The organism is Faecalibacterium prausnitzii, from assembly GCF_003287495.1.
GTDB lineage: Bacteria > Bacillota > Clostridia > Oscillospirales > Ruminococcaceae > Faecalibacterium > Faecalibacterium prausnitzii_I.
The window spans coordinates 222014-244276 of record NZ_PRLE01000003.1 but is presented as its reverse complement, the minus strand read 5'-3'; the positions used below and the strand labels follow the sequence as shown (position 1 = coordinate 244276).

The window sequence follows — 22263 nt, the reverse complement described above, 5'->3', positions numbered from 1 at the left end:
AAAATACAGCAAGTTACAGCAAAACCCCGGCGGGATCGTTCGACTCCGCCGGGGTTTTATGTTCCGGATTCAAAAAATGCAGATCAGCCCTTGCAGCCCTGCTCTTCCCAATCGCCGAAGTCGGAAGCTTCCGCGATCTTGGTGGGGTCGAACTTGCCGTTCTCATCTTTGGGAGCAACCGCAGGGCCGACCTCCACGGGGTTCGGGTTGGGGCCCTCCGTTTTGGCTTCGCCCTCCGCTTTGGTTTCGCCCTCCACTTTGACTTCGCCCTCGGCGTAAGCCTGTGCGGTCTTGGCGGCCTCCTCGGCGTCATTTTCGGCGTCCTCGGGAAACTCGATTTCCTCCACATGGAGCGGGGCCTTGTCGTTGAGGATCTGATCCAGCACAACGATGGCAGCGCCGGTGACAGCAACGGCAGCCGCCGTGCCCAAGATACGGAACAAAGCTTTCATAGCAACCTCCTAAAGCCAACTGGCTATAGACTGGCCCTTGCCTCTCTGTTTGGGAGAGGCGTCCGCAAAGCAGACGGGCGAATTTAAGAGAACGTCACAACGTCGTTCAGGGGCTTCTCAGCGGGCTCCACGGAGAGGGCGGTCAGCACCGGGCCCTTGCCGCGGTAGATATTGTGGAACTTGTAGTTGACCTTGGCGGTCACGCGCACCCAGGCACGCTGCTCCAGGGCTTTGTAGCCGTCGTAAACGCAGGGGAAGCCGACAAACTGGATGTCCTGCACGCAGCAGGTCATGGCAAAGCGGCCGGGCACAAAGCTGTTTTTGCCGGCCCGGTTGGTCTGGCAGACCTGCGCCAGGAAGCGGACCGTTTTGCCCGTGTACTTCTCGGGCTCGTCCTGGCAGTCCATATACCAGATGCCAAAGTCTTCATCGCCGATCTCCACCACCGGGGCGTTCAGGTCGAACGGCAGCGGGTCGGGGATATCATCGTAAGCCACGCTGCCGTCGGCAAACTCGTAGGCGATATCGCACTTGCGGGAAGCCTGACGCACCAGCTTGTGCAGTTCCTGCCGGGCGGCGTCGTTGTTGACGGCCTCGGCCCGGTTGAAGACGATGAGCTCGCTGCGGGCGATCTTGTCCAGCATCAGGCTGCGCATGGAGTTGTCGCGGGCGTAGGTCAGGGCCGTGGTGCCGTCCGCCGTGGCGATGCACTGGTACACGATCCAGTTCTCCGGCAGATTGTTGGCCAGATCCTGCAGCAGCCACATGCCGTTGTACTCGATCACCACGCGGCCTGCATCGGCCTCCTTGGCCAGCTTGGCCAGGTTCTGGGGGTTGAGCTCGGCCTTGTCCTCCAGATTGTAGAGGGTCACGCCGGGGAACGCGAATTTCTTCTGGTTGTATTCTTCCTCGCCCTCCTCGCAGACCAGCAGCAGGGTCTTGTCGCCGGAGTCGAAATTGGGGTCTTCAAATGTTTCCTGAATGAACTTGGTCTTGCCGCTTTCGAGGAAGCCAACAAACAGGTAAACGGGAATTTCGTTTGCCATGGGATTCTCCTTTTATCCTTTCGTCTTGGCCTGAGAGGGCATCAGCAGCCAAACAGCGTGGCGATGGCGTGCTCATCCAGCTTGGAGCCGATGACCACCAGCTTGCCGCCCACATCGGCACCGCGCTGACGGACTTCCCACTCGCCGGGAACGTAATCGAACTCCAGCCAGCCGTCGGCACCGCCGTCCACGATGCCCTTGGAGCGGAGGATCATGCCGTAATTGCCGGTGTCCAGCTCGGTGAGGGCGTGCTCAATGTCAGCCTTGGAGAACTTCTTGGCCGTCTCGACGCCCCAGCTGGTAAAGACCTCGTCGGCGTCGTGGTCATGGTGGTGGTGATGATGGCAGCAGTGGCCGTCGTGATGATGCTCATGCTCGTCATGGTCATCGTCGTCTTCGTCGTGGTGGTGATGGCCGCAGCAGCAATGATCGTGGCCGTCCTCATGATCGTGATGATGCTCATGCTCGTCGTGGTCATCGTCATCCTCGTCGTCATCGTGGTCATGATGATGGTGGCCGCAGCAGCAATGATCGTGGCCGTCCTCATGATCGTGATGGTGCTCGTGCTCCTCTTCCTCATCCTCGTGGGCGTGCTCCTCGTTGGCCTTGGCAGCCATGGCGATCAGCTCGGCCTTGAAATCGTCCTTGGTGGACATGGCCTTGAGGATCTGCTCACCGGTCAGGGAGTCCCAGGCGGTGGTCACGATGGTGGCGGTGGGGTTCTTCTCCCGCAGCATGGCCACGGCAGCAGCGATCTTCTCCTCGGTGGCGTTCTGGGTACGGCTCAGGATGATGCAGCTTGCATGGCTGATCTGGTCGTCGTAGAACTCACCGAAGTTCTTCATATACATCTTGACCTTGTTCACGTCGGCCACGGTGACAAAGCTGCTGAGCTGGACATCCAGGTGTTCGGCCACGCCCTCCACGGCGCGGGTCACGTCACTCAGCTTGCCCACGCCGGAGGGCTCGATCACGATGCGGTCCGGGTGGTACTGCTCCACCACCTGCTGCAGGGCGGCGCGGAAATCGCCCACCAGAGAGCAGCAGATGCAGCCGGCGTTCAGTTCGTTGATCTGGATGCCGGACTCCTTGAGGAAGCCGCCGTCAATGCCGATCTCGCCGAACTCGTTCTCGATCAGCACCACTTTCTGGCCTGCAAAGGACTCCTTGATCAGTTTTTTGATCAGGGTGGTTTTGCCGGCACCCAGGAAACCGGAGAAGATATCAATTTTGGTCATGATTCAAATGCCTCTTTCTTTTTAGCACACAGAGCCGCAGAGTGCTGGCTCAAACATCTTACTCCTCTATTATAACAAGGCTGTCAATGGTAAAACGCCGTTTTTGAAGAAAAAATTGTAACATTTTTTGCAAATTGGTTGCGTTTTGGGGCAAATGACAAAAAGAAAGGGCTGCGGGAGCCAAAATTCGGCTCCCGCGGCCCTTTGCATCAGGGGTGAACGGTGGATTGCAGTGCCTGCGCAATGGCGGCGGTGTGGTCCTCGGAATCTCCGGTGAACCAATACACCTGCCCGCCTGCCTCCACCCGGAGAAAACACTTTTGGGTGGGGTCGAGGCAGAACCGGGCGTTCCCCTCCCCGATCACATAGAAATCCCCCTGCAAATAGTGGTCCATCCCGGTGCCCCAGGTGCGGGCGGCATCCGGCAGGGTGTCCCGGAGCTGGACATCGGTGATGGCGTCGGTGTCCAAGCGGTATTTTTCGCTCTGGCCATGGGAGGCCACGAGGCAGACCGGAGCGCTGCCGGAGAGCTCCAGCCGGACAGGGATGCTGTCCACAATGCCGAAGATGGGCCCGATGGCAAGGCAGACCACCAGCACAAGGCCGACAAAGGCATAGTAGAGTTTGCCCGCCCAGGTGCCCAGGTTGACGGTGGTGCCTATGCCCAGCCGCTTGGCGACCAGAAAACGCTTGTCCGTGGGGTTATAGTAGAAGATACCGCCCAGCCAGGCGTCATCCTCATCGGCCACGATGGGAGCCGTCTCCGTCAGGGCCGCCTGCGCCCGGCGGACGGAGAGCTCCATCCAGAGCGTCGCCGCCACCAGCAGGACGGTAAAGCCAAGGCTGAGGCCCAGGATAGCAGCCTCGGAGCGGTAGCCCAGAATCAGAAAGAGGTTGAGCAGGGCCATGGCCCAGAGGTTCAGCCGCCAGAAGCGGTCCCAGTAGAGCCGCCGCACCCGGAGCAGGGTCTGGTTGCGGGCGGAGTCCTCGGTGACCATATCCTCCCGGCGGCGGAACGTCCACCGCCCCAGCCCCCAGAGCAGGAGGACGCAGGCGGCGTCAATGCCGCAGACCAGCATCAGGCCCCGGGGCAGACCGGGCAGCGCCATGGGCAGCAGGCAGAGCACCAGCGGTACCAGCAGGGTCCACAGCCCGATGGGCTTGGGCAGCGCGAATGCGGACGCGCCGGTATCCACCATGCGGCAGCCGCTCCCCTGCCAGCCATGGGCTTTTTTCAGTGCCTTGAGCTCTGCGTTGGCCCGCAGCAGGGGCAGGTAAGGCAGGGCCAGCCCGGCCAAAAAGAAGAGCATCCAGAGTGTCAGCGCGATGGCGGTCTCCTGCACAAAGGCCAGCGGCACACTGAGCGCGGCGCAGACCAGACAGAGGGTGCCCAGCCGCGTTCGATATTGTTTTACAATGGCCTGCACCTCGGGCAGGGCGTCTGCCTCCGGGGGCAGGGTGACGCCCAGGAGCAGGCCCTTCTGGCGCTTGCTCATATTGCGCAGCATGATGTAATTGACGCCCGCGCAGAGCCAGAAGGTCAACAGCATAAATCCACTCATGGTCTCCATCGTTCAGTCCTCCGTTTCGCCAAAGGCGGCTTTGCAGGCCGCCACAAAATCGTCCAGGGTCAGCCCGGCCAGCCGCGCCTCGCCCGCCAGCAGGTTCAGCCGGGCGGTCTGGTCGGCAGACAGGCCCGCTGCCTTGCCCCGCGGGGCGCGGACGACGGCCCCGGCCCGGCGGTCGGTGACGAGATATCCCTCGGCCTTGAGCAGCTGGTAGGCCTTGCTCACGGTCATTACATTGACGCCCGCGTCCTCCGCCAGTGCCCGGGTGGTGGGCAGCCGCTCGCCGGGGGTCAGCTCCCCCTGCGCCACGGCCAGCACCACCTGATCCCGGATCTGGCGGTAGATGGGCACCGCGCTCTGAAAATCCAACCGGAACAGCATTTTCATTCCTCCTGTTTGTATTATTGAGTATAATACAACAAATACAAACTGTCAAGAGGGGATGCGGATTGCATTCTCCGCGCGGGGATGTTACAATAAGAAGCGGCAAACCAACGCCGCCGGACGTTCTTCCGGCAACTGTAAAAGTGTAAGATTTGGAAAGAAGGCTTTACCCAATGAGCATGAATTCTGTTCCTGAGCGTCTGGCCGCCCTGCGCGCCGCCATGAAAGCAAACGGTGTGGATGTTTACCTGATCCCCGTGGGCGACCCCCACGCCAGCGAGTATCTGCCGGAGCACTACACCTCCCTGACCTATTTCTCCGGTTTCCACGGCGAGAACTCCAACTTTGTCGTCACCATGACCGAGAGTGCGGTCTGGGCCGATGGCCGCTATTTTGTGCAGGCCGAGAAAGAGATCGCCGGCACCGAGATCCAGCTCCAGAAGATGGGCGAGCCGGGCGTGCCCACCGTGGAAGAATATTGCGCCAAGGTCCTGCCCGAGGGCGGCAAGCTGGGCCTGTGTGGCCTGACGGCCTCCTGCGGGCTGGTGCGCGGGCTGGAGAAGGCTCTGGAAGCAAAGCACGGCAGCATCAAAACGCTGGATCTGGAGGACGAGCTCTGGACCGAGGGCCGCCCGGCCCTGCCCGCCACCCCGGCTTGGATCCTGCCCAAAGAGTACGCAGGCTTCTCCCCCGCCGAGAAGCTGGGCCAGCTGCGGGCAAAGCTCAAGGAGCTGGGCTGCACCGCCCAGCTGGTGGGCAAGCTGGACAACCTGGCCTGGCTGCTCAACCTCCGTGCCATGGATATCCAGTGCACCCCCTACGCCATGGCCTACTGCTATGTCACCGAAAACCGCGCGGTCCTCTTCCTCAACACCGCCCGCCTCAAGCCGGAAGCGGCAGCCGAGCTCAAAGAGAACGGCGTGACCATTGCCGAGTACGACGACGTGCTCCATTTCCTGGCGGCCGAGACCGAGCCCCAGACCGTGCTGGCCGACCCGGCTTCCGTCAACTTTGCCGTGTATGAGACCCTGAAAGAGAACAAGGCGCTCACCGTGAAAGACGAGGCCGACCCCCTGCTGCCCATGAAAGGCATCAAGAACGAAGTGGAGCTGGCCCACACCAAGGAAGCCCACATCCGGGACGCCGTGGCCATGGTCCGGTTCCAGAAAGAGCTGGAAGAGCGTCTGGCTGCCGGTGAGGAGCTGACCGAGCTGACCGTGGACGAGATCCTGCACAAGTACCGCAGCGCACAGGACAAGTTCCTTGTGGAGAGCTTTGGCACCATCGCCGCCTACGGCGGAAACGCTGCCATGATGCACTACCACGCCACCGAGGAAGACCACGCCAAGCTGGAGCGGAAAGGCTTCCTGCTGGTGGACTGCGGCGGTACCTATCTGGACGGCACCACCGATATCACCCGCACCTACCCGTTGGGCGAGCTGACCGAGGACGAGCGGCTGTTCTACACCTGGACGCTGCAGTGCCACATCGACATTGCAAAGGCCGTCTGGCTGAACTACTGCGACGGCCACATGCTGGATACCATCGCCCGGGAGCCGCTCTGGCGTCACCTCATCAACTACCGCTGCGGCACCGGCCACAGCGTCAGCTTTGTGGGCAACGTCCATGAGGGCCCCCATGCCCTGAACGGCCGGAACACCGTCGTGTTTCAGCCGGGCATGATCGTCACCGACGAGCCGGGCGTTTACGAGGGCGGCCAGGTCGGCATCCGCATTGAGAACGAGCTGATGTGCGTCCACAAGGCCGACAACCAGTACGGCACGTTCCTGGGCTTTGAGCCGATCATGTTCGTGCCCATTGCCACCTCCCCCGTCGTGCCCGGCGTCCTCACCCGGGACGAGCTGGACTGGCTGAACGCTTACCACCGCGAGGTCTTCACCAAGCTGGCTCCCCGCCTGACCGAGGAAGAGCGCGACTGGCTGGCCAAGAAGTGCGCCGCCATCGGGGCTTGACCCCTCAGGCTACGCTTTCCCGGGTCCAGCTCCCCGGTCAGGGGCGCTCAATCGCAGAAAAAAGGCGGGTGACCGCAGGGTCACTCGCCTTTTGTGTTACTGTTTGTGGGCGCGCCAGTACGCCTTTGCCTCGTCGATGGCCTTTTTGAACGGCCCGGAGGGGTAGGTGCTCTCGGCAATGTCCACGAGGAACTTGTACAGCTGGGGCCGTACCTCCTCGTACATCCCGAGCCGGGTGTAAAGATCTTTGTAATAGCGGAACATCTGTAATTTGTTCTGCACGATGGTGGCCGGGTTGATCTGGGTGTGGCAGATGCTCTGAGGGTTCTGCACATAGTAGTACCCCGGCGTGCCGATGGCGACAAACACTTCCGCGTACTGGATATACTGCATGTTGAAGACAAGGTCTTCCGCCCAGCGCACCTCGCTGGTAAAACAGATGTCGTTGCCGGTGAGCAGGATGCGGCGGTAGAGTTTGTTCCAGAGCACGCTGTAAAAATAGGAGGCAGGCTTGTCCATCAGCCGGAGCGCGAAGTGGTCTTTGTCATACACGCCCGCGGGCAGGAAGCCATATTCCCGCACTTCCGGGGGCCGGGCCACGGTCATCACGCCCAGCTCGTCCTCCAGCTTTTCCAATACCTGTTCGGGTTTGGAAGCACCTGCCGGGATGACCATTTTGTAGGGCGCGATGACCAGGTCAGCGTGGTGCTCCTCGGCAGCGGCCACCAGATGCCCGGTGTAATCCGGGTCAATGTAGTCGTCACTGTCCACAAACTGGATGTATTCGCCGGTGGCCAGTTTCAGGCCCAGGTTCCGGGTGTCCGAGACGCCGGAGTTGGCCTTGTCCACCAGAATGATGCGGGAATCCTTTTTGCGGAACTCTTCGCACACGGGCAGGCTCTGGTCTTTGGAGCCATCGTTGAGGACGATGATCTCAAGGTTCTGGTAAGTCTGGGCGCAAATGCTGCTCAGGCACCGGGCCAGATGGCTCTGGGCGTTGTAAACGGGCAGGATGATGCTGACAAGCGGCTGTTTCATGGCGGCGTCTCCTTTTTGTTGTAGTCTGGTGCTTTTCTGTTATGATACTCTCGCTGCCCGCAAAATGCAAGCGGTGCGGCACACAGCCCGGAAAGGGGGCTTTTGGAAACCATGATCTTTCACATTGCAGTGTGCAGCCCGGACCCGGTGCTGCGCGGCCGGGTGGAGCGGCAGTGTCTGGAATATTATGCCCGCCGGGCGGATGCCTGCATCGTGGAGCAGCTGCCCGGGGTGGACGCCCTGCTGGCCCGGGACGCCGAGGGGACCCGGTACGAGCTCTACCTTGTGGAGCTGACGGCGGGCAACGCCCCGGCGGGCCTGAAAGCCGCCGATACCCTGCGGCGGCACGGCGCGCGGGCCCCGCTGGCCTTTTTTGCCCACACGCCCGCCCACGCCTACAATGCCTACCGGGTGGACGCCATGCAGTACCTGCTGCTGCCGTTCCGCCCGGAGCAGTTCACCGCCCTGCTGGACCGTGCCACTGAGCCGGAGTACGGCCCGGTCATCGCGGTGTCCACGGCGGCGGGCCTGCGGGCGCTGCCCTTTGCGAACATCGAGTATCTGGAGTGTACCCACCATGTGGTGCATTTCCATCTTGCCACCGGGGAGGACGTGCCCTCCCTCTCCCTCCGGGTGCCCTTTGCGGAGGTGGCAAAGCCCCTGCTGGCGGACGACCGCTTTTTGCAGCCCCACCGCTCCTATGTGGTCAACCTGGCGGCGGCAGAGCAGCTGGCGGCAGGCGAGTTCCGGATGCGGAGCGGGGCCCGGGTGCCCATCCCCCGCGGCAAGGAAGCCGCCGTCCGAGCCCGGTTTAAAGCCTGGATGGAACAAAATCCGTAACGCCAACAAAGAAACTGGAGAGGGAAGCAAAAAACTTCCCTCTTTTTTGTTGCAAAAACAGAGAGAATTTTCCCGGAAAGTATGCTATAATTTGAAAAACTGGAACCGACCAGAGGGAGGTGCGGACCATGGCCTGGAATCGACCTGTAAATAACTCTGTCCATGCCCCGGTGCGGGCACTGGTGCTGGCAGGCGGCGGTGCCCGCGGCAGCTATCAGGTGGGCGTATGGCGTGCCCTGACGGAGCTGGGCTGGCGGCCCGGGATTATCACGGGCACCAGTGTGGGCAGCCTGAACGGGGCCATGTTTGCGCTGGACCTCTATGAGACGGCCCGGGATATGTGGCTGACCATCCGCAGCCAGGATGTGATGGAGCTGCCGGAGCAGAACGCCGACCTCTCAGAACTCCACGCCTTTTTGCGGGACGTGGTGCGGCAGGGCGGCATGGATGTCTCCCCGCTGGAAGAGATCGTGGAGCGGGTGCTGGACGAGGACGCCCTCCGTGCTTCCCCCATCCGGCTGGGTCTGGTCACGGTGGAGCAGCGGGGCCTCAAGGCCCGGGAACTGGCGCTGGACGACATCCCCCACGGCAAAGTCAAGGACTACCTGCTGGCCTCCGCCGCCTGCTTCCCCGCCCTGCGTGCCCACATCATTGACGGCGTCTCTTACCTGGATGGCGGCTACCGGGACAACATGCCCACGGCGCTGGCCCAGAAGATGGGGGCCGACGAGCTGGTCTGCGTGGACCTGGAGGGCGTGGGCATCACCCGCCCCAACCGCACGGGCCTGCCCACCACCCTCATCAGGAGCTATTGGGAGCTGGGCGATATCCTCCACTTTGACCCCGACACGGCCCGGCGGAACATGGAGCTGGGCTACTACGATACCCGCCGGGCCATGGGCTGCCTGCGGGGCTGTGCCTACGCCGTCTCCTGTGACGCGCGGAGCTGCCAGGACGCGGCGGCCTTTGCGTGGCAGTTCGGCCAGCAGCAGAAGTCCGTGCGGGAAAAATACCCCGTTACCCTGACGGCAGACCTGGCCCTGCGGCTGGCCAACCTCAAGGACGCGGAGCTGGCCCCGCTGGAAGCCGCCGCCGAGGATGTGGGCGTGGACCCCACACAGTTCTATACCACGGAGACACTGGGCAAGGCGTTTCTGGAAAAATGCGAAAAAGACCGCATTGAGAGCTTTGCCCCGCTGTTTGAGGGCAGCGGCCGCGCGGCGGATGCCGCCCGGGCCGCGTTATTGCCCAACACGTTTTTACAGGCACTGGTGTATCGTGTGCTGACGGGCCCGGTGCTGCCGGAGGTGATCGAGAAATGAAAGTTTACAAGGGAGCTTCTGCCTCGCCCGGGCTGGTGCTGGGCCAGGTGAGCCGTCTGGAACGCCATGTGGAAACGTTCAGCGATGGGCCGTTCAACCCGGAGCGGGAACAGCGGATGCTGGACGAGGCCATCCACACGGCCCAGACCGAGCTGGATTCCATGGCCGAGCGCTCGGCACCCACCGAGCAGGCCATCTTCCTGTTTCAGAGCATGATGCTGGAAGACGAGGGCATGATGAATGAAGTCCGTTTTCAGATCAAGGCGGGCGTGGGAGCCGCCGAGGCGATGGACCGGGTGGGCCGCCGCTATGCCGAGCGGCTGGCCAATATGAAAGACAACGCCTACATGCAGCTGCGGAGCGTGGATATCCTGGACGCCACCAGCCGCGTGGTCAATATTCTGGGCAACCGTCCCCGGGTCTGGATGGCGCTGGATCACCCGGTGATCCTGGCGGCAGATGTTCTCATGCCCACCGACCTGTTCAGTGTGCCCTCCGGCATGATCCTGGGACTCATCACCTCCGAGGGCAGCGGCCAGAGCCATGCCGCCATTATTGCCCGGGCCATGAACATCCCCGGCATCGTGCAGGTGGGCCAGGGTTTTCTGGACGACTGTGATGGCCGTGCCGTGATCCTGGACGCCACCAAGGGGGAGTGCATCCTGGACCCGGATGCCGCCGCCCGCCAGCAGGCAGTGACCCGCATCTGTGAGCTGCAGCGGGAGAACGAGGAGCTGAGCGCGCTCCGCGCCCTGCCCAACCGCACCCGGGATGGTGCCGCCTTTGAGCTGCTGGCCAACTGCTTCGGCCCGGAGGACATCGACACGGCCATGCAGTCTGGTGCCTGCGGCGTAGGTCTGCTGCGCAGCAGCTACATGATGCTGCCCGGCCGCATTCTGGACGAGCAGGAGCAGTATTTCTTCTACACTTCCTGCCTCGCCGCAGCCAATGGCTGCCCGGTGACGGTGCGCACCTTTGATTTTGGTGCCGACCGCACCATGGCGGACGCCTACCAGGGTCTGCAGTCCTCCAAGCTGGGCCTGCGCGGCATCCGCAACAGCCTGCGCAACCCCCGCCAGTTTGAAACGCAGATCTGCGCCCTCATGCGGGCGGCGGCCCGGGGCCCGCTGCGGGTCATGTTCCCCATGGTGACGGACGTGGAAGACTGGGACGCCGCCATGGAGGTGGTGGAGCGGTGCCGCCAGCGCCTGCGGGAGCGGGGTGTCTCGTTCAATGAGGATACCTCGTTCGGTGTTATGCTCAGTGTGCCCTCGGCCTGCCTGACGGCGGAAGAATTTGTGGCCCATGGCTGCGGCTTCTTCGTCATCGGCACCAACGACCTGACCCAGTATACCCACGCGGTGGACCGGGAGCTGGCTCCGGCGGAGCACTACTACCGCCCGGCCAGCAAAGCCATGAAAAAGCTCATCCGGATGGTGATGGACACCGCCAAACAGGGCAATGTTCCGGTGACGATCTGCGGCCTTGCCGTGGGCAACCCGGCCAACGCCACCCAGTACCTGCAGCTGGGCCTGCGGAGCTTTTCCATGAGCCCCCAGAACCTGCTGGAGGCCAAAAAAGCCCTGCTGGAGGCCGACGCCCTCCCGGAGGAGGAAGAATTGGAATAACAAAAAGAAACCGCCCGGTCGAGCAAAATGACTCGGCTGGGCGGTTTTGCGTCGGATGGCTTACTCCAGGTTCCCCGTCAGGGTCATCACGGCGGAGAGCACCGCCAGGGGGGCGGTCTCGCAGCGGAGGATGCGGGGGCCCAGGCCGACGGTCTTGGCCCCGGCCTTGGCGGCCATTTCGGCTTCCTCGGCGGCAAAGCCGCCCTCGGCACCGGTGATGATGGCGATTTTCAGCTTTTTGCCGTCAGCGGGCTTGGCCTCCGCCAGCAGCTGGCGGAGAGGCTCGCCGCCGCACTCATAGCAGAAGAGCACGAGGTCGTACCCGGCAAGGCTGCGGCAGACCGCCCCGAAATTGGGCAGGGGCAGAGCCACATCCGGCAGCACGCCCCGGCCGCACTGCTTGGCGGCCTCAAAGGCGATGCGGTTGTAGCGCTCGTTTTTCTGTTCCTCTTTTTTGGGGGCGGCCACGCAGTAGCGGCTGAAGAACGGGATAAAGTGGGTGCAGCCCAGCTCCACGCCGTGTTTGATGATCTGTTCCAGTTTGTCCTGCTTGGGGTAGCCCGCCAGCAGGGTGACTTCCACACTGGGTTCGGCGGCGCTGGGGTAGCCCGGTTCCACGCGGAACTCCACGCACTCGTCCCCGAACCCGGTGATGGTGGCGGTGTACTCCACAGCGTTGCCGTCACATAAAATGACAGTATCGCCCTGTTTTGCCCGCATCACCCGGGCCAGGTGGTGGGCGTCGGAGCCGCGCAGCACAGCCGCGCCGTCGGCGATCTCGGTGGTAAAGTAACGATGAGGCATTTTATAAACTCCCGTTGATTTGTTTTGCAGCCATTCGCAGTCAGCAGAGCTGACCCGTTATGCCAAGGGCTCCCCTGATGGGAAAGACTCCCCCGGCCGGGGGAGGTGGCACGGAAGTGCCGAAAGGGGAACGGCTGGCGCGAAGCGCCTGAGAGGTTTTACTTTTTACAAATGATGCACTCCCAGCCGCGCTTCTCTTTTACTTCCTGCACGGCGAGGCCGGCAGATTTCAGGGCGGCCAGCACCTCGTCTTTGCGGCTGTCAATGATGCCGCTGGCAATGAAGACGCCGTTGTCGGCCATCAGGCCGGGCACGGCGGGGGCCAGGGACATGATGGCGTTTGCCACGATGTTGGCGGTGATGATGTCATATTTGCCGCTGGCCTTGTCGGAGAGGTCGCCCACCAGAACGGTGAGCTTGTCGGCCACGCCGTTGAGGGCGGCGTTCTCCCCGGCGGTACGGACGGCGACCGGGTCGATGTCCACGCCCTCGGCGCTGGCAGCGCCCAGTTTCAGGGCGGCAATGGCCAGGATGCCGCTGCCGGTGCCGATATCCAGCACCCGCTCGCCGCCCTTGACCCGCTCGTCCAGCGCTTCCAGGCAGAGGCTGGTGGTCTCGTGGCCGCCGGTGCCAAAGGCCAGGCCGGGGTCCAGGATGAGCTTGACACGGTCGGTGTCATATTCCTGCCAGGAGGGCACGATGGCCAGGTGCTGGCCGATGTCCATGGGGTGGTAATATTTGCGCCAGCCGTTCTGCCAGTCCTCCTGCTCCACGCCCTCGGTCTCGGCGGTGTAGGCGATGCCTGCCGCCTCCATCCGGGCGGCGATGAGGGCCAGCGTTTCCACGGGGGAAGCGCCCGGCTCCAGATACATGTGGATGATGACCTGGTCGCGGGGCTTATCCAGCAGCTCCTGCTCAATGAGATCCACATGGGCGATCTCAGCCACCTGCTGCTCAATGTCACTGTAGTCCTCAATATAAATGCCGCCCTCGGCGATCATGGTGGCCACGGCCTCGGCGTTGTCGGCATCGGCTTTGGCCACGGTCAGGCGAATATCAGTCCATTCCATTGCGGAAAATCCTCCTGTTTTGAAAAGTGTTGTACTTATATAGGATTGTACCCGATTCCGCCCGGGGATGCAAGGTGTTTGCCGGAGAAGCCGCGAAAAGAAAAGATTTTTCAGCCGTGAGGAAAGATGAATTGGGTTTTTGCGCAAAAAATCCAAAAACTTTTGACTACTAAACCGTCAAATAGGGACTTTTGAGGCAAAAACATGAAAATTTGATGGGAACGACTTTCTTTTTTGCTGAAAATGTGTTAAGATGATGTTACGAAATTATGGACGGCTTTCAACCAGGAGCTGCCATAACACAAACATTCTTTAAGGAGGAATGTGTCTTATGATGAAGTATCTCCAGAAATTGGGCAAGGCACTGATGCTTCCCGTCGCTGTGCTGCCGATCTGCGGCATCCTGATGGGTCTTGGTTATGCCTTTGCTCCGGGCGTTATGGGCGTTCCCGGTGCAGCAACTTCCGGCGCGGCTTACACCGTCGGCTTCCTGCTGGTCAAGGCAGGCGGCGCACTGATCGATAACATGGCATGGCTGTTCGCCATCGGCGCGGCCGTCGGCCTGGCGGATGACCACGATGGTACCGCTGGTCTGGCCGGTCTGGTCAGCTATCTGATGATGCAGCAGCTGCTGAACCCCGGTGTGGTCAGCATGGTGCGCAGCCTCGAAGAGGGCACCGCTACCTACATCGCTTTCCAGAAAGTGGCCGGCAACTCTTTCATCGGCATTCTGGCCGCTGTGGTGGGCGCAACCTGCTACAACAAGTTCAAGAGCACCCAGATGCCTGACTGGCTGGCATTCTTCTCCGGCAAGCGCTTCGTCGCCATCGCCACCGGCCTGATCTCCATCGTTGTCTCTGTCGTTCTGCTGTTCGTCTGGCCCGTCATCTTCGGCGCTCTGGTCGCCGTCGGCAACGGCATCGCTGGCATGGGCGGCATCGGCGCCGGCATCTACGCTTTCCTGAACCGTCTGCTCATCCCCACCGGCCTGCACCACGCTCTGAACAACGTGTTCTGGTTCGACACCATCGGCCTGGGCGACCTGTCCCACTTCTGGGCAGGCGAGACCTCTGCTGACGTGGGCTGGAGCCTGGGTATGTACATGTCCGGCTTCTTCCCCTGCATGATGTTCGGTGTCGCCGGTGCGGCTCTGGCTATGGTCAAGACCGCTAAGAACAAGAAAGCTGCCATCGGTCTGGTTCTGTCCGCCGCCATCTGCGCTTTTGTCTGCGGCGTCACCGAGCCTTTCGAGTTCGGCTTCATGTTCCTGTGCTTCCCGCTGTACGTTGTGTACTCCGCTCTGTACGGCATCTTCACCATCATCACCTATTACTCCGGCTTCCGTGCAGGCTTCTGCTTCTCCGCAGGCGCTACCGACCTGGTGTTCTCTGCTTCCCTGCCCGCAGCCGCTAAGACTTGGATGATCATTCCTCTGGGCATCGCGGCATTCGTGGTGTTCTATGCAGTGTTCTACTTTGCCATCACCAAGTTCGACCTGAAGACCCCCGGCCGTGAGGACGAGGACGCCGAAGAGGCTGAGAAGAAGGTCGTGCTGGCCAACAACAACTACACCGAGGTCGCAGCCGGCGTGCTGAAGGCCATCGGCGGCAAGGAGAACGTCTCCAGCGTGGACTACTGCGCTACCCGCCTGCGTTTCACCATCAAGGACTACACCCAGGTGGACGAGAAGGCTGTGAAGGCTGCCGGTGCTGCCGGCGTCATCCGCCCCGATAAGAGCACCTGCCAGGTGGTCATCGGCACCAAGGTGCAGTTCGTGTACGACGAGCTGAAGAAGATGCTGTAACGCACAGCACCTGTAACAGACATCTTTGCGGAAAAAGCTGGTTGATTCCGCAAGAAAGCATTCCTGAGGCCGCCGGGGCCGGGTATTTGTACCCGGCCCCGGCGGTTCTTGTTTTGTCCGCTGGCGTTTTGCCGGAATTGTAGATCCTGCTGTTCTGTGGTATACTGAGAGCAGCTGAAGGACCGCCGCACTGCGGGGGCCGTAAAAAACTGGGAGGTTATTCGTATGAAGATCATTCGTGCAAAAGATTACAAGGATATGTCCCGCAAGGCAGCCAACATCATCTCCGCGCAGGTCATCATGAAACCCAACTGCGTGCTGGGCCTGGCAACGGGCGGCACCCCGGTGGGGGCCTACGCCCAGCTGGTGGAGTGGTACAACAAGGGCGACCTGGATTTCTCTGAGGTGACCACCGTGAATCTGGACGAGTACCGCGGCCTGCCCAAAGAGCACCCGGAAAGCTACTGGAGCTTCATGCACAAGAACCTGTTTGACCATGTGAACATCCGCCCCGAGGCCATTCACCTGCCCGACGGCACCAACCCCGATGCCGTTGATGCCTGCGCCAAGTACAACGACATCATCCACAGCGTGGGAGGCATCGACCTGCAGCTGCTGGGCCTGGGCCCCAACGGCCACATCGGCTTCAACGAGCCGGGCGAGGCCTTTGAGCTGGAGACCCACTGCGTGGACCTGACCCCCGCCACCATCGAGGCCAACAAGCGCTTCTTTGACGGCAACGAGGATCTGGTGCCCAAGCAGGCATACACCATGGGCATCAAGACCATCATGCAGGCCCGCAAGGTGCTGGTGGTGGCCAACGGTCTGGCCAAGGCCAAGGCGGTCAAGGCCGTCGTCTCCGGCCCCGTGACCCCCGAGTGCCCGGGCTCCATCCTGCAGATGCACCCCGACTGCATCCTCGTGGCCGATGAGGAGGCTCTGAGCCTGTTATGATCATTCAAAATGCTCTGGTCTACACTCCCCGCCACACGTTTGAAAAGGGGAGCATCGTCATCCGGGAGGGCCGCATTGTGCCCTTTGCTGCCCCCGAGGAGGGCGAGGAAGTTCTGGACGCACAGGGCCTCTATGCCCTGCCGGGCCTCGTGGATATCCACTTCCACGGTGCCATGGGCAAGGATTTCTGTGACGGCAAGGAAGAAGCCATCCAGACGCTGGCGGATTTTGAGGCCAGCAAGGGCGTGCTGGCCATCTGCCCCGCCACCATGACATTCTCCGAAGAGATCCTGAACGGCGTCATGGATGCCGCGGCCGCTCACAAAAACGGCAAGGGTGCCGATCTTGTTGGCATCAACATGGAGGGCCCGTTCATCAGCCCCCACAAGGTGGGCGCGCAGAACCCGGAGTACCTCCACAAGGCCGATGTGGAGATGTTCCGCCGCCTGCAGAAGCGGGCGAACGGTCTCATCAAGCTGGTGGACATTGCCCCGGAGGAGCCGGGCGCGCTGGAGTTCATCAAAGAGTGCCATGGGGAGGTCCGCGTCTCGCTGGCCCACACCTGCACCGACTACGACACCGCCATTGCCGCTTTTGACGCCGGTGCCACCCACATGACCCACCTGTACAACGCCATGCCCGGCATCACCCACCGTGCCCCCGGCCCCATCATTGCGGCCATGGAGCGCGGGGCGGAAGTGGAGCTCATCACCGATAACGTCCACATCCACCCGGCGGTGGTGCGGTTCACGTTCAAGGCTTTTGGGGACGACCATGTCATCCTCATTGCCGACAGCATGATGGCCTGCGGCCTGCCCGACGGCCAGTACAGTCTGGGCGGCCAGGCTGTGACGGTGGAGGGCCCCCGGGCCACCCTGACCGAGCAGCCCGGCACCATTGCCGGCAGCGCTACCTGCCTGTACGACTGCATGAAGCGGGCCGTGCTGGAGATGGGCGTGCCGCTGGAGAGCGCTGTCCGTGCCGCCAGCGAGAACCCGGCAAAGAGCATCGGCGTGGACAATGACTACGGCAGCATTGCCGCGGGCCGCTATGGCAACATCATCCTGGCCGACCAGGAGCTCAATCTCAAAGCTGTGATCCAGAAAGGAACCCGCATCGTATGAACACCCTGACCTGGCGGCTGCTGACCGCTGAGGAACTGACCCGCGTTTACCTCAATGAGATGCGCCGGGATTTTCCCCCGACGGAGCTCAAACCCCTGAGCATGGTTTTGAACAGTGAAGCCGTTGGCGACTCCCACACCTGGGGCGTCTACGACGGCGAGACCCTCGTGGCCTATCTGCTCATGGTACGGCCCCGGGGCGCGACGGTCAGCCAGCTGGATTATTTTGCCGTGCTTCCGGCCTGCCGCGCCGCCGGTCTGGGGGCAAAGCTGCTGGCCGCCCTGCCCGGCAAAGAGGCCGGGGCCGATGCCATCCTCATTGAGGCCGAGCTGCCGGAAAAAGCCGACGACCCGGCGATGGCGGTCCGCCGTCTGGGGTTCTATGCCCGCTGCGGGGCCGTGGATACCGGCTGGACAGAAAAGCTGTTCGGGGCCTCCTGGTTCCGGGTGCTGACACTGGCCGCCCCGGGGCAGCAGCCCATGGGCGCGGAGGATGCCTGCCGCGCGCTGGCCGACTGCTACCGCCGTGTCATCGGGGAGCCCAAGTGGCGGCAGTACATTGAGCTTTACCGCCCGGACGGAACCACCGCCCAGCTGCTCTGAGCAAAACACAAAACAGAACCGCCGCCCTGTGTGGAGTGCCGCTGCACCCGCCGGAGCGGCGTTTTTTAACGCTGTATCACCACTGAAATTCGGACCGAAAAAAGAACGCTTGACACCACGCCCCAAAGTGGTAACATAAGGGCGTGACTTGTAGTTTTTGGAAAAATTCAGGAGGGATTTTTTATGGCATATGAAGTATCTCGCCGCAGCTTCCTCAAAGGCGCTGCCGCACTGGCCGTGGCAACGGCCGCATCCGGTCTGCTGACCGCCTGCGGCGGCGGCAAAGGCGATGGTTACACCATTGGTGAATATACAGTTTATCTGTCTTTGCAGAGCTATGGCTGGATGAACGAAAAGAAGAATCCTTATGGCTTTGTGATTCCGGAAGTAAACATCAAGGGCAAGAAGAGCGGATTCAACAACAAGAGCTATAAAGAGATGTTTGCACTGAAAGTCGGCGATGTAGAATTTAAGCTGGACGAGAACAAGCGTGTAACCCTCATTCAGGGCAAAACGGTTGACTGTCTGCCGAAATTTACCACTACCGACGAGACCGCATACAATGCAGCCATTTCCGGCGAGAAAACACTGGAGTTCAGCATTACGCTGTCCGGCCAGACTCAGACTTTTGTGGTTGATTTGAAAAACAAGAAAATCAATCTGAAAACTGCATAAATCAAAAATAGATTCCTGCCGCCCGGCGCTTCTGCAAAAGAAGCCGCCGGGCGGCTTTTTGCTTCTTGACAAGTGCGGTACGCATGGTATGATGAAGACAGGAATCATCCATTTTCCAGAGGAGGAATGAAATTATGAAAAAAGAACTTACCCGCCGCTCGTTTCTCAAGCTCGCCGGTGTGGGGGCACTGGCTGTTGTGATGTCCGGCTCTCTGACGGGCTGTGATGTGATCGACAATCTGAAAGATATGGATTCGGTGTCGGCAGCCATCGGAGATGTGAAATTCATGATGAGCGCAAGTGTGTGGACCAATGGTGTCGGTGGCCAAGAAAACGATGTGACCTACCAGCCGACCTGCGAGATTCGGAATAACAGTAAAAAGGCTGTGACCTACGGCGGCAGCGGCAGTGACTGTGAAGTCATTATTACGGGTGTGCTCACGGATAAAAACGGCAAGGAATATCCGATGACCTATGTAGGCGAAAACGGCAGTGCTCCGGCTGGCGAAAAATATGAGGTCAAGGATTTTAAACTGGTAGCAGTCGGCAAAGGACTGTACATGGAAGGCAGCAAGGTCGTGACAACATTTACGTATAATGGCAGAAAGGCTGTCTTTACAGAGTATAACAATGGGAATATCACGTCCAAAGTAGAGTAAAGAGTAAACACTTTATACATTCAAAAACGATCCGTATGCCGCCCGGCGCTTCTGCAAAAGAAGCCGCCGGGCGGCTTTTTGCGTTTTGCAGCGCGGCGGGTTGGCAGAACCCACAAAGAAACAAGCGGGATTTCGGCATTCTGGCGGGAAATGTAAAATCAAGGGCGAAGATTTTCAAAGCGGTTTTACCAAACGGTTACATTGGCGTAAAACCATAGCGCAAAGCTTTACTTCGATTTTGCGTGGTCATGGTCGCGGCGGGGCGGCGGTTGGAGTACAATCATGGTGTTCCCAAGGAAAACACAATGAGAGACCCCGGGCGGAAAAAGTGCCCGGAATTTGGAAAACATTTGTACTGAGAAAATCGGAGGAAAACATGATGAAAAAGATCACTCGCCGTTCGTTCCTGACCGTTTGTGGTGCTGTGGCTGCCGCCGCTGCCCTGTCCGCCTGCGGCGGCTCCGCTTCTTCCACCGCTGCTTCTTCTGCCGCTGCTTCCAGCACGGCCGCTTCCTCTGTGGCCGCTTCCGCAGCCGGGGACCTCTCCGGCAATGTGGCGACCGGTGGTTCTACTTCCATGAAGAACGTCATCGCTGCCCTGACCGAGGGCTTTGCGGAAGTCCAGCCCGGCGTCACCGTCAGCTATGACCCCACCGGTTCCGGCGCTGGCATCACCGGTGCAACCGATAAGACGCTGGATATCGGCCTGTCTTCCCGCGCGCTGAAAGCCGATGAGACCGGCGTGACCGGCACCACCATTGCACTGGATGGCATCGCCATCATCGTCAACAAGGACAGCAAGGTGGAAGACCTGACCGTCGATCAGCTCAAGCAGATGTTCACCGGCGAGATCACCAACTGGTCTGAGGTTGGCGGCGACGACGGCGAGATCGTGCTGGTGGGCCGCGAGGCTGGTTCCGGCACCCGCGATGGCTTTGAGAGCATCGTGGATGTCAAGGACGCCTGCAAGTATGCCCAGGAGCTGACGGCCACCGGCGCTGTCATCAGCGCTGTGGAGGCCAACCCCCTGGCCATCGGCTACGCTTCCCTGTCTGCCGTCGGCGATACCGTCAAGGCTGTCACCGTGGAGGGCGTGGAGTGCAGTGAGGATACCGTCAAGGACGGCACCTACAAGATCCAGCGCCCGTTCGTCTTCGTCACCAACGATTCCGCTCCCCTGTCCGAGCAGGCGCAGGCATTCTTCGACTTTGCCACCAGCACGGACGCTGCGGACCTGATCCGTACTGCCGGTGCCGTGCCCGTCAACGAGTAAGTTCCACTTTTGCAAAAGAAAGTGATCGATATGAAACAAACCGTTTCTTCCCTGCGGCGGCTGGAGCTGCCCCGCAACGCGGCAGAGTGGCTGGAAGCCATCATGAACTTCCTGTTCTTTCTCTGCGGCATCCTGGCGGTGGGCTGCGTCGTCCTCATCTCGGTCTACATGGTCATCTCGGGCGTGCCGGCCATCCGGCAGATCGGCCTGTTCCAGTTCCTGTTTGGCACCGAGTGGGCTTCCACCGCGGCAGACCCCAAATTCGGCATCCTGCCGTTCCTGCTCTCCAGCATCTACGGCACGCTGGGGGCGACCCTCATCGGTGTGCCTGTCGGCCTGCTGACGGCGGTGTTCCTTTCCAAAGCCGCCGGGCCCCGGGTGCGTGCCGTGGTGGTCACGGCCATTGAGCTGCTCTCCGGCATCCCCAGCGTGGTGTTTGGCCTTCTGGGAATGCAGGTGCTGGTGCCCGCCGTGGCCCAAACCTTTGGCAAGGCCTCCGGTGCCTGCCTGCTGTCGGCCATCGTGGTGCTGTCCATCATGATCCTGCCCAGCATCGTGTCCGTGTCGGTCACGGCCCTCAACGCCGTGCCGCCGGAGTACGAGCAGGGCAGCCTGGCGCTGGGCGCGACGGACACCGAGACCTGGTTCAAGATCAGCGTCCCGGCCGCCAAGAGCGGCATTGCCGCCGGCATCGTGCTGGGCATCGGCCGCGCCATCGGCGAGGCCATGGCCGTGATGATGGTGGCCGGCAACAGCCCCAACATGCCCACCAGCCTCTTCAAGAGCGTCACGTTCCTGACCACGGCCATCGCCAAGGAGATGAGCTACGCCAGCGGCCTGCAGAAACAGGCGCTGTTCAGCATCGCGCTGGTGCTGTTCCTCTTTATCATGCTCATCAATGTGGTGCTCAACATCGTCCTGAAAGGGGGCAGCCGCAATGAATAATGCGGAATTCTCTCCCTCCCGCAGGGCCTGGAACCGCTTCTTCACCGCCGCCGTCTGGGTGGCGGCTGCACTGGTCATCATACTGGTGGCTGGCATCATCGCCATGGTGCTGGCGCGGGGCATCCCCCACATTAGTGTGGAGTTCCTCACCACCACGGCCAGCGTGCTGAAAGGCACCGACGGCATCCTGCCCGCCATCCTCAACACACTGTATGTCATTCTGCTGACATTACTCATCGTATTGCCGCTGGGCGTGGGCGCGGCGGTCTATCTGACCGAGTACGCCACCAACCGCCGCCTCATTGAGGTGATCGAGTTCACCAACGAGACGCTGGCAGGCATCCCAAGCATCATCTACGGTCTGGTGGGGATGCTGGTCTTTGCCCAGACGCTGGGCTTCAAGACCTGCCTGCTCTCCGGCAGCCTGACGCTGGTCATCATGAACCTGCCCACCATCATCCGCACCACCCAGGAATCCCTCAAAACGGTGCCCCAGGGCTACCGGGAGGGCGCACTGGGTCTGGGCGCGGGCAAATGGCACATCATCCGCACCATCGTGCTCCCCTGCAGCGTGGACGGCATCGTCACAGGCTGCATCCTGGCGGTGGGCCGTATCGTGGGCGAGAGTGCCGCCCTGCTGTTCACGGCAGGCGCGGCGGAGGTCATTGCCCAGAACGTCGTCAAAGCCTACACCTCCAACGGCGCGACCCTCTCGGTCCTGCTCTACCTGCGGGCCTTTGAGGATGGCGACTTTGATTCGGCCTGGGCCATCGGCGCGGTGCTGCTGGTGCTGGTGCTGGCCATCAATCTGGCCGCCCGGCTTGCCAAAACGAAACTGAAACAGAAGCAATAACAGAAGCAATC

Annotated in this window: 21 protein-coding genes; 13 read left to right on the top strand and 8 right to left on the bottom strand. The window is 61.3% G+C overall.

What is annotated here, in order from left to right; translation table 11 throughout:
- Positions 1–83: 83 nt before the first annotated feature.
- From C4N22_RS07070 to C4N22_RS07050, 5 genes are all read right to left on the bottom strand, one after another.
- Entirely contained in the window at positions 84–452 is a 369-nt protein-coding gene (locus C4N22_RS07070) for a hypothetical protein (protein ID WP_112148468.1), read from the bottom strand.
- An 83-nt stretch (positions 453–535) separates the two neighbouring features.
- The gene (locus C4N22_RS07065) at positions 536–1498 is read right to left on the bottom strand and encodes a TIGR03943 family putative permease subunit (RefSeq protein ID WP_022256599.1); all 963 of its coding nucleotides are present in this window, start codon (positions 1496–1498) and stop codon (positions 536–538) included.
- A 41-nt stretch (positions 1499–1539) separates the two neighbouring features.
- Positions 1540–2736 carry a CobW family GTP-binding protein gene (locus C4N22_RS07060; protein ID WP_112148467.1) on the bottom strand — a complete coding sequence of 399 codons (1197 nt, stop codon included), beginning with the start codon at positions 2734–2736 and terminating at the stop codon, positions 1540–1542.
- A gap of 209 nt (positions 2737–2945) precedes the next feature.
- The gene (locus C4N22_RS13075) at positions 2946–4307 is read right to left on the bottom strand and encodes a DUF5808 domain-containing protein (protein WP_242980977.1); all 1362 of its coding nucleotides are present in this window, start codon (positions 4305–4307) and stop codon (positions 2946–2948) included.
- A 3-nt stretch (positions 4308–4310) separates the two neighbouring features.
- The gene (locus C4N22_RS07050) at positions 4311–4685 is read right to left on the bottom strand and encodes a GntR family transcriptional regulator (RefSeq protein ID WP_112148466.1); all 375 of its coding nucleotides are present in this window, start codon (positions 4683–4685) and stop codon (positions 4311–4313) included.
- A 176-nt stretch (positions 4686–4861) separates the two neighbouring features.
- Here C4N22_RS07050 and C4N22_RS07045 point away from each other — a divergent pair, with 176 nt between their 5' ends.
- The gene (locus C4N22_RS07045) at positions 4862–6661 is read left to right on the top strand and encodes an aminopeptidase P family N-terminal domain-containing protein (protein WP_112148465.1); all 1800 of its coding nucleotides are present in this window, start codon (positions 4862–4864) and stop codon (positions 6659–6661) included.
- Between the two features lie 96 nt (positions 6662–6757).
- Here the strand turns inward: C4N22_RS07045 and C4N22_RS07040 are convergent, their stop codons facing one another.
- Complete coding sequence (locus tag C4N22_RS07040; RefSeq protein WP_112148464.1) at positions 6758–7699, bottom strand: glycosyltransferase; 942 nt, start codon at positions 7697–7699, stop codon at positions 6758–6760.
- Positions 7700–7810: 111 nt separating this feature from the next.
- Here C4N22_RS07040 and C4N22_RS07035 point away from each other — a divergent pair, with 111 nt between their 5' ends.
- The 3 genes from C4N22_RS07035 to C4N22_RS07025 all read left to right on the top strand — a co-directional run bounded on the left by C4N22_RS07035 (position 7811) and on the right by C4N22_RS07025 (position 11489).
- Complete coding sequence (locus C4N22_RS07035) at positions 7811–8539, top strand: LytR/AlgR family response regulator transcription factor (RefSeq protein ID WP_112148565.1); 729 nt, start codon at positions 7811–7813, stop codon at positions 8537–8539.
- 128 nt (positions 8540–8667) lie between these two features.
- Positions 8668–9861, top strand: coding sequence for a patatin-like phospholipase family protein (locus C4N22_RS07030; RefSeq protein WP_112148463.1), 1194 nt, complete (start codon positions 8668–8670; stop codon positions 9859–9861).
- The gene (locus tag C4N22_RS07025) at positions 9858–11489 is read left to right on the top strand and encodes a phosphoenolpyruvate--protein phosphotransferase (protein ID WP_112148462.1); all 1632 of its coding nucleotides are present in this window, start codon (positions 9858–9860) and stop codon (positions 11487–11489) included. The genes C4N22_RS07030 and C4N22_RS07025 overlap by 4 nt, the downstream gene beginning before the upstream one ends.
- 60 nt (positions 11490–11549) lie before the next feature.
- On the opposite strand, the gene C4N22_RS07020 is transcribed toward C4N22_RS07025, so the two are convergent.
- Positions 11550–12293 carry an RsmE family RNA methyltransferase gene (locus tag C4N22_RS07020; RefSeq protein ID WP_112115605.1) on the bottom strand — a complete coding sequence of 248 codons (744 nt, stop codon included), beginning with the start codon at positions 12291–12293 and terminating at the stop codon, positions 11550–11552.
- A 158-nt stretch (positions 12294–12451) separates the two neighbouring features.
- On the bottom strand, positions 12452–13363 hold the full coding sequence (gene prmA / locus C4N22_RS07015) for a 50S ribosomal protein L11 methyltransferase (RefSeq protein ID WP_112148461.1): 912 nt from the start codon (positions 13361–13363) through the stop codon (positions 12452–12454).
- Positions 13364–13694: 331 nt separating this feature from the next.
- Here prmA and C4N22_RS07010 point away from each other — a divergent pair, with 331 nt between their 5' ends.
- The 9 genes from C4N22_RS07010 (at position 13695) to pstA (ending at position 22252) form a co-directional block, all read left to right on the top strand.
- On the top strand, positions 13695–15167 hold the full coding sequence (locus C4N22_RS07010) for a PTS transporter subunit EIIC (RefSeq protein ID WP_112148460.1): 1473 nt from the start codon (positions 13695–13697) through the stop codon (positions 15165–15167).
- A gap of 225 nt (positions 15168–15392) precedes the next feature.
- Positions 15393–16121, top strand: coding sequence for a glucosamine-6-phosphate deaminase (nagB, locus tag C4N22_RS07005; protein ID WP_112148459.1), 729 nt, complete (start codon positions 15393–15395; stop codon positions 16119–16121).
- Complete coding sequence (gene nagA / locus C4N22_RS07000; RefSeq protein WP_112148458.1) at positions 16118–17245, top strand: N-acetylglucosamine-6-phosphate deacetylase; 1128 nt, start codon at positions 16118–16120, stop codon at positions 17243–17245. Before nagB ends, nagA begins: the two co-directional genes overlap by 4 nt.
- Positions 17242–17847 carry a GNAT family N-acetyltransferase gene (locus C4N22_RS06995; protein WP_112148457.1) on the top strand — a complete coding sequence of 202 codons (606 nt, stop codon included), beginning with the start codon at positions 17242–17244 and terminating at the stop codon, positions 17845–17847. Before nagA ends, C4N22_RS06995 begins: the two co-directional genes overlap by 4 nt.
- 183 nt (positions 17848–18030) lie before the next feature.
- Positions 18031–18522: a twin-arginine translocation signal domain-containing protein gene (locus tag C4N22_RS06990; RefSeq protein WP_112148456.1), complete on the top strand. Its 492-nt coding sequence runs from the start codon at positions 18031–18033 to the stop codon at positions 18520–18522.
- A gap of 134 nt (positions 18523–18656) precedes the next feature.
- Complete coding sequence (locus tag C4N22_RS06985; protein ID WP_112148455.1) at positions 18657–19181, top strand: twin-arginine translocation signal domain-containing protein; 525 nt, start codon at positions 18657–18659, stop codon at positions 19179–19181.
- 379 nt (positions 19182–19560) lie between these two features.
- Positions 19561–20454, top strand: coding sequence for a phosphate ABC transporter substrate-binding protein (locus tag C4N22_RS06980; RefSeq protein WP_112148454.1), 894 nt, complete (start codon positions 19561–19563; stop codon positions 20452–20454).
- A 30-nt stretch (positions 20455–20484) separates the two neighbouring features.
- Complete coding sequence (gene pstC / locus C4N22_RS06975; RefSeq protein ID WP_112148453.1) at positions 20485–21399, top strand: phosphate ABC transporter permease subunit PstC; 915 nt, start codon at positions 20485–20487, stop codon at positions 21397–21399.
- The gene (gene pstA, locus C4N22_RS06970; RefSeq protein ID WP_112148452.1) at positions 21392–22252 is read left to right on the top strand and encodes a phosphate ABC transporter permease PstA; all 861 of its coding nucleotides are present in this window, start codon (positions 21392–21394) and stop codon (positions 22250–22252) included. The genes pstC and pstA overlap by 8 nt, the downstream gene beginning before the upstream one ends.
- Positions 22253–22263 lie beyond the last annotated feature (11 nt).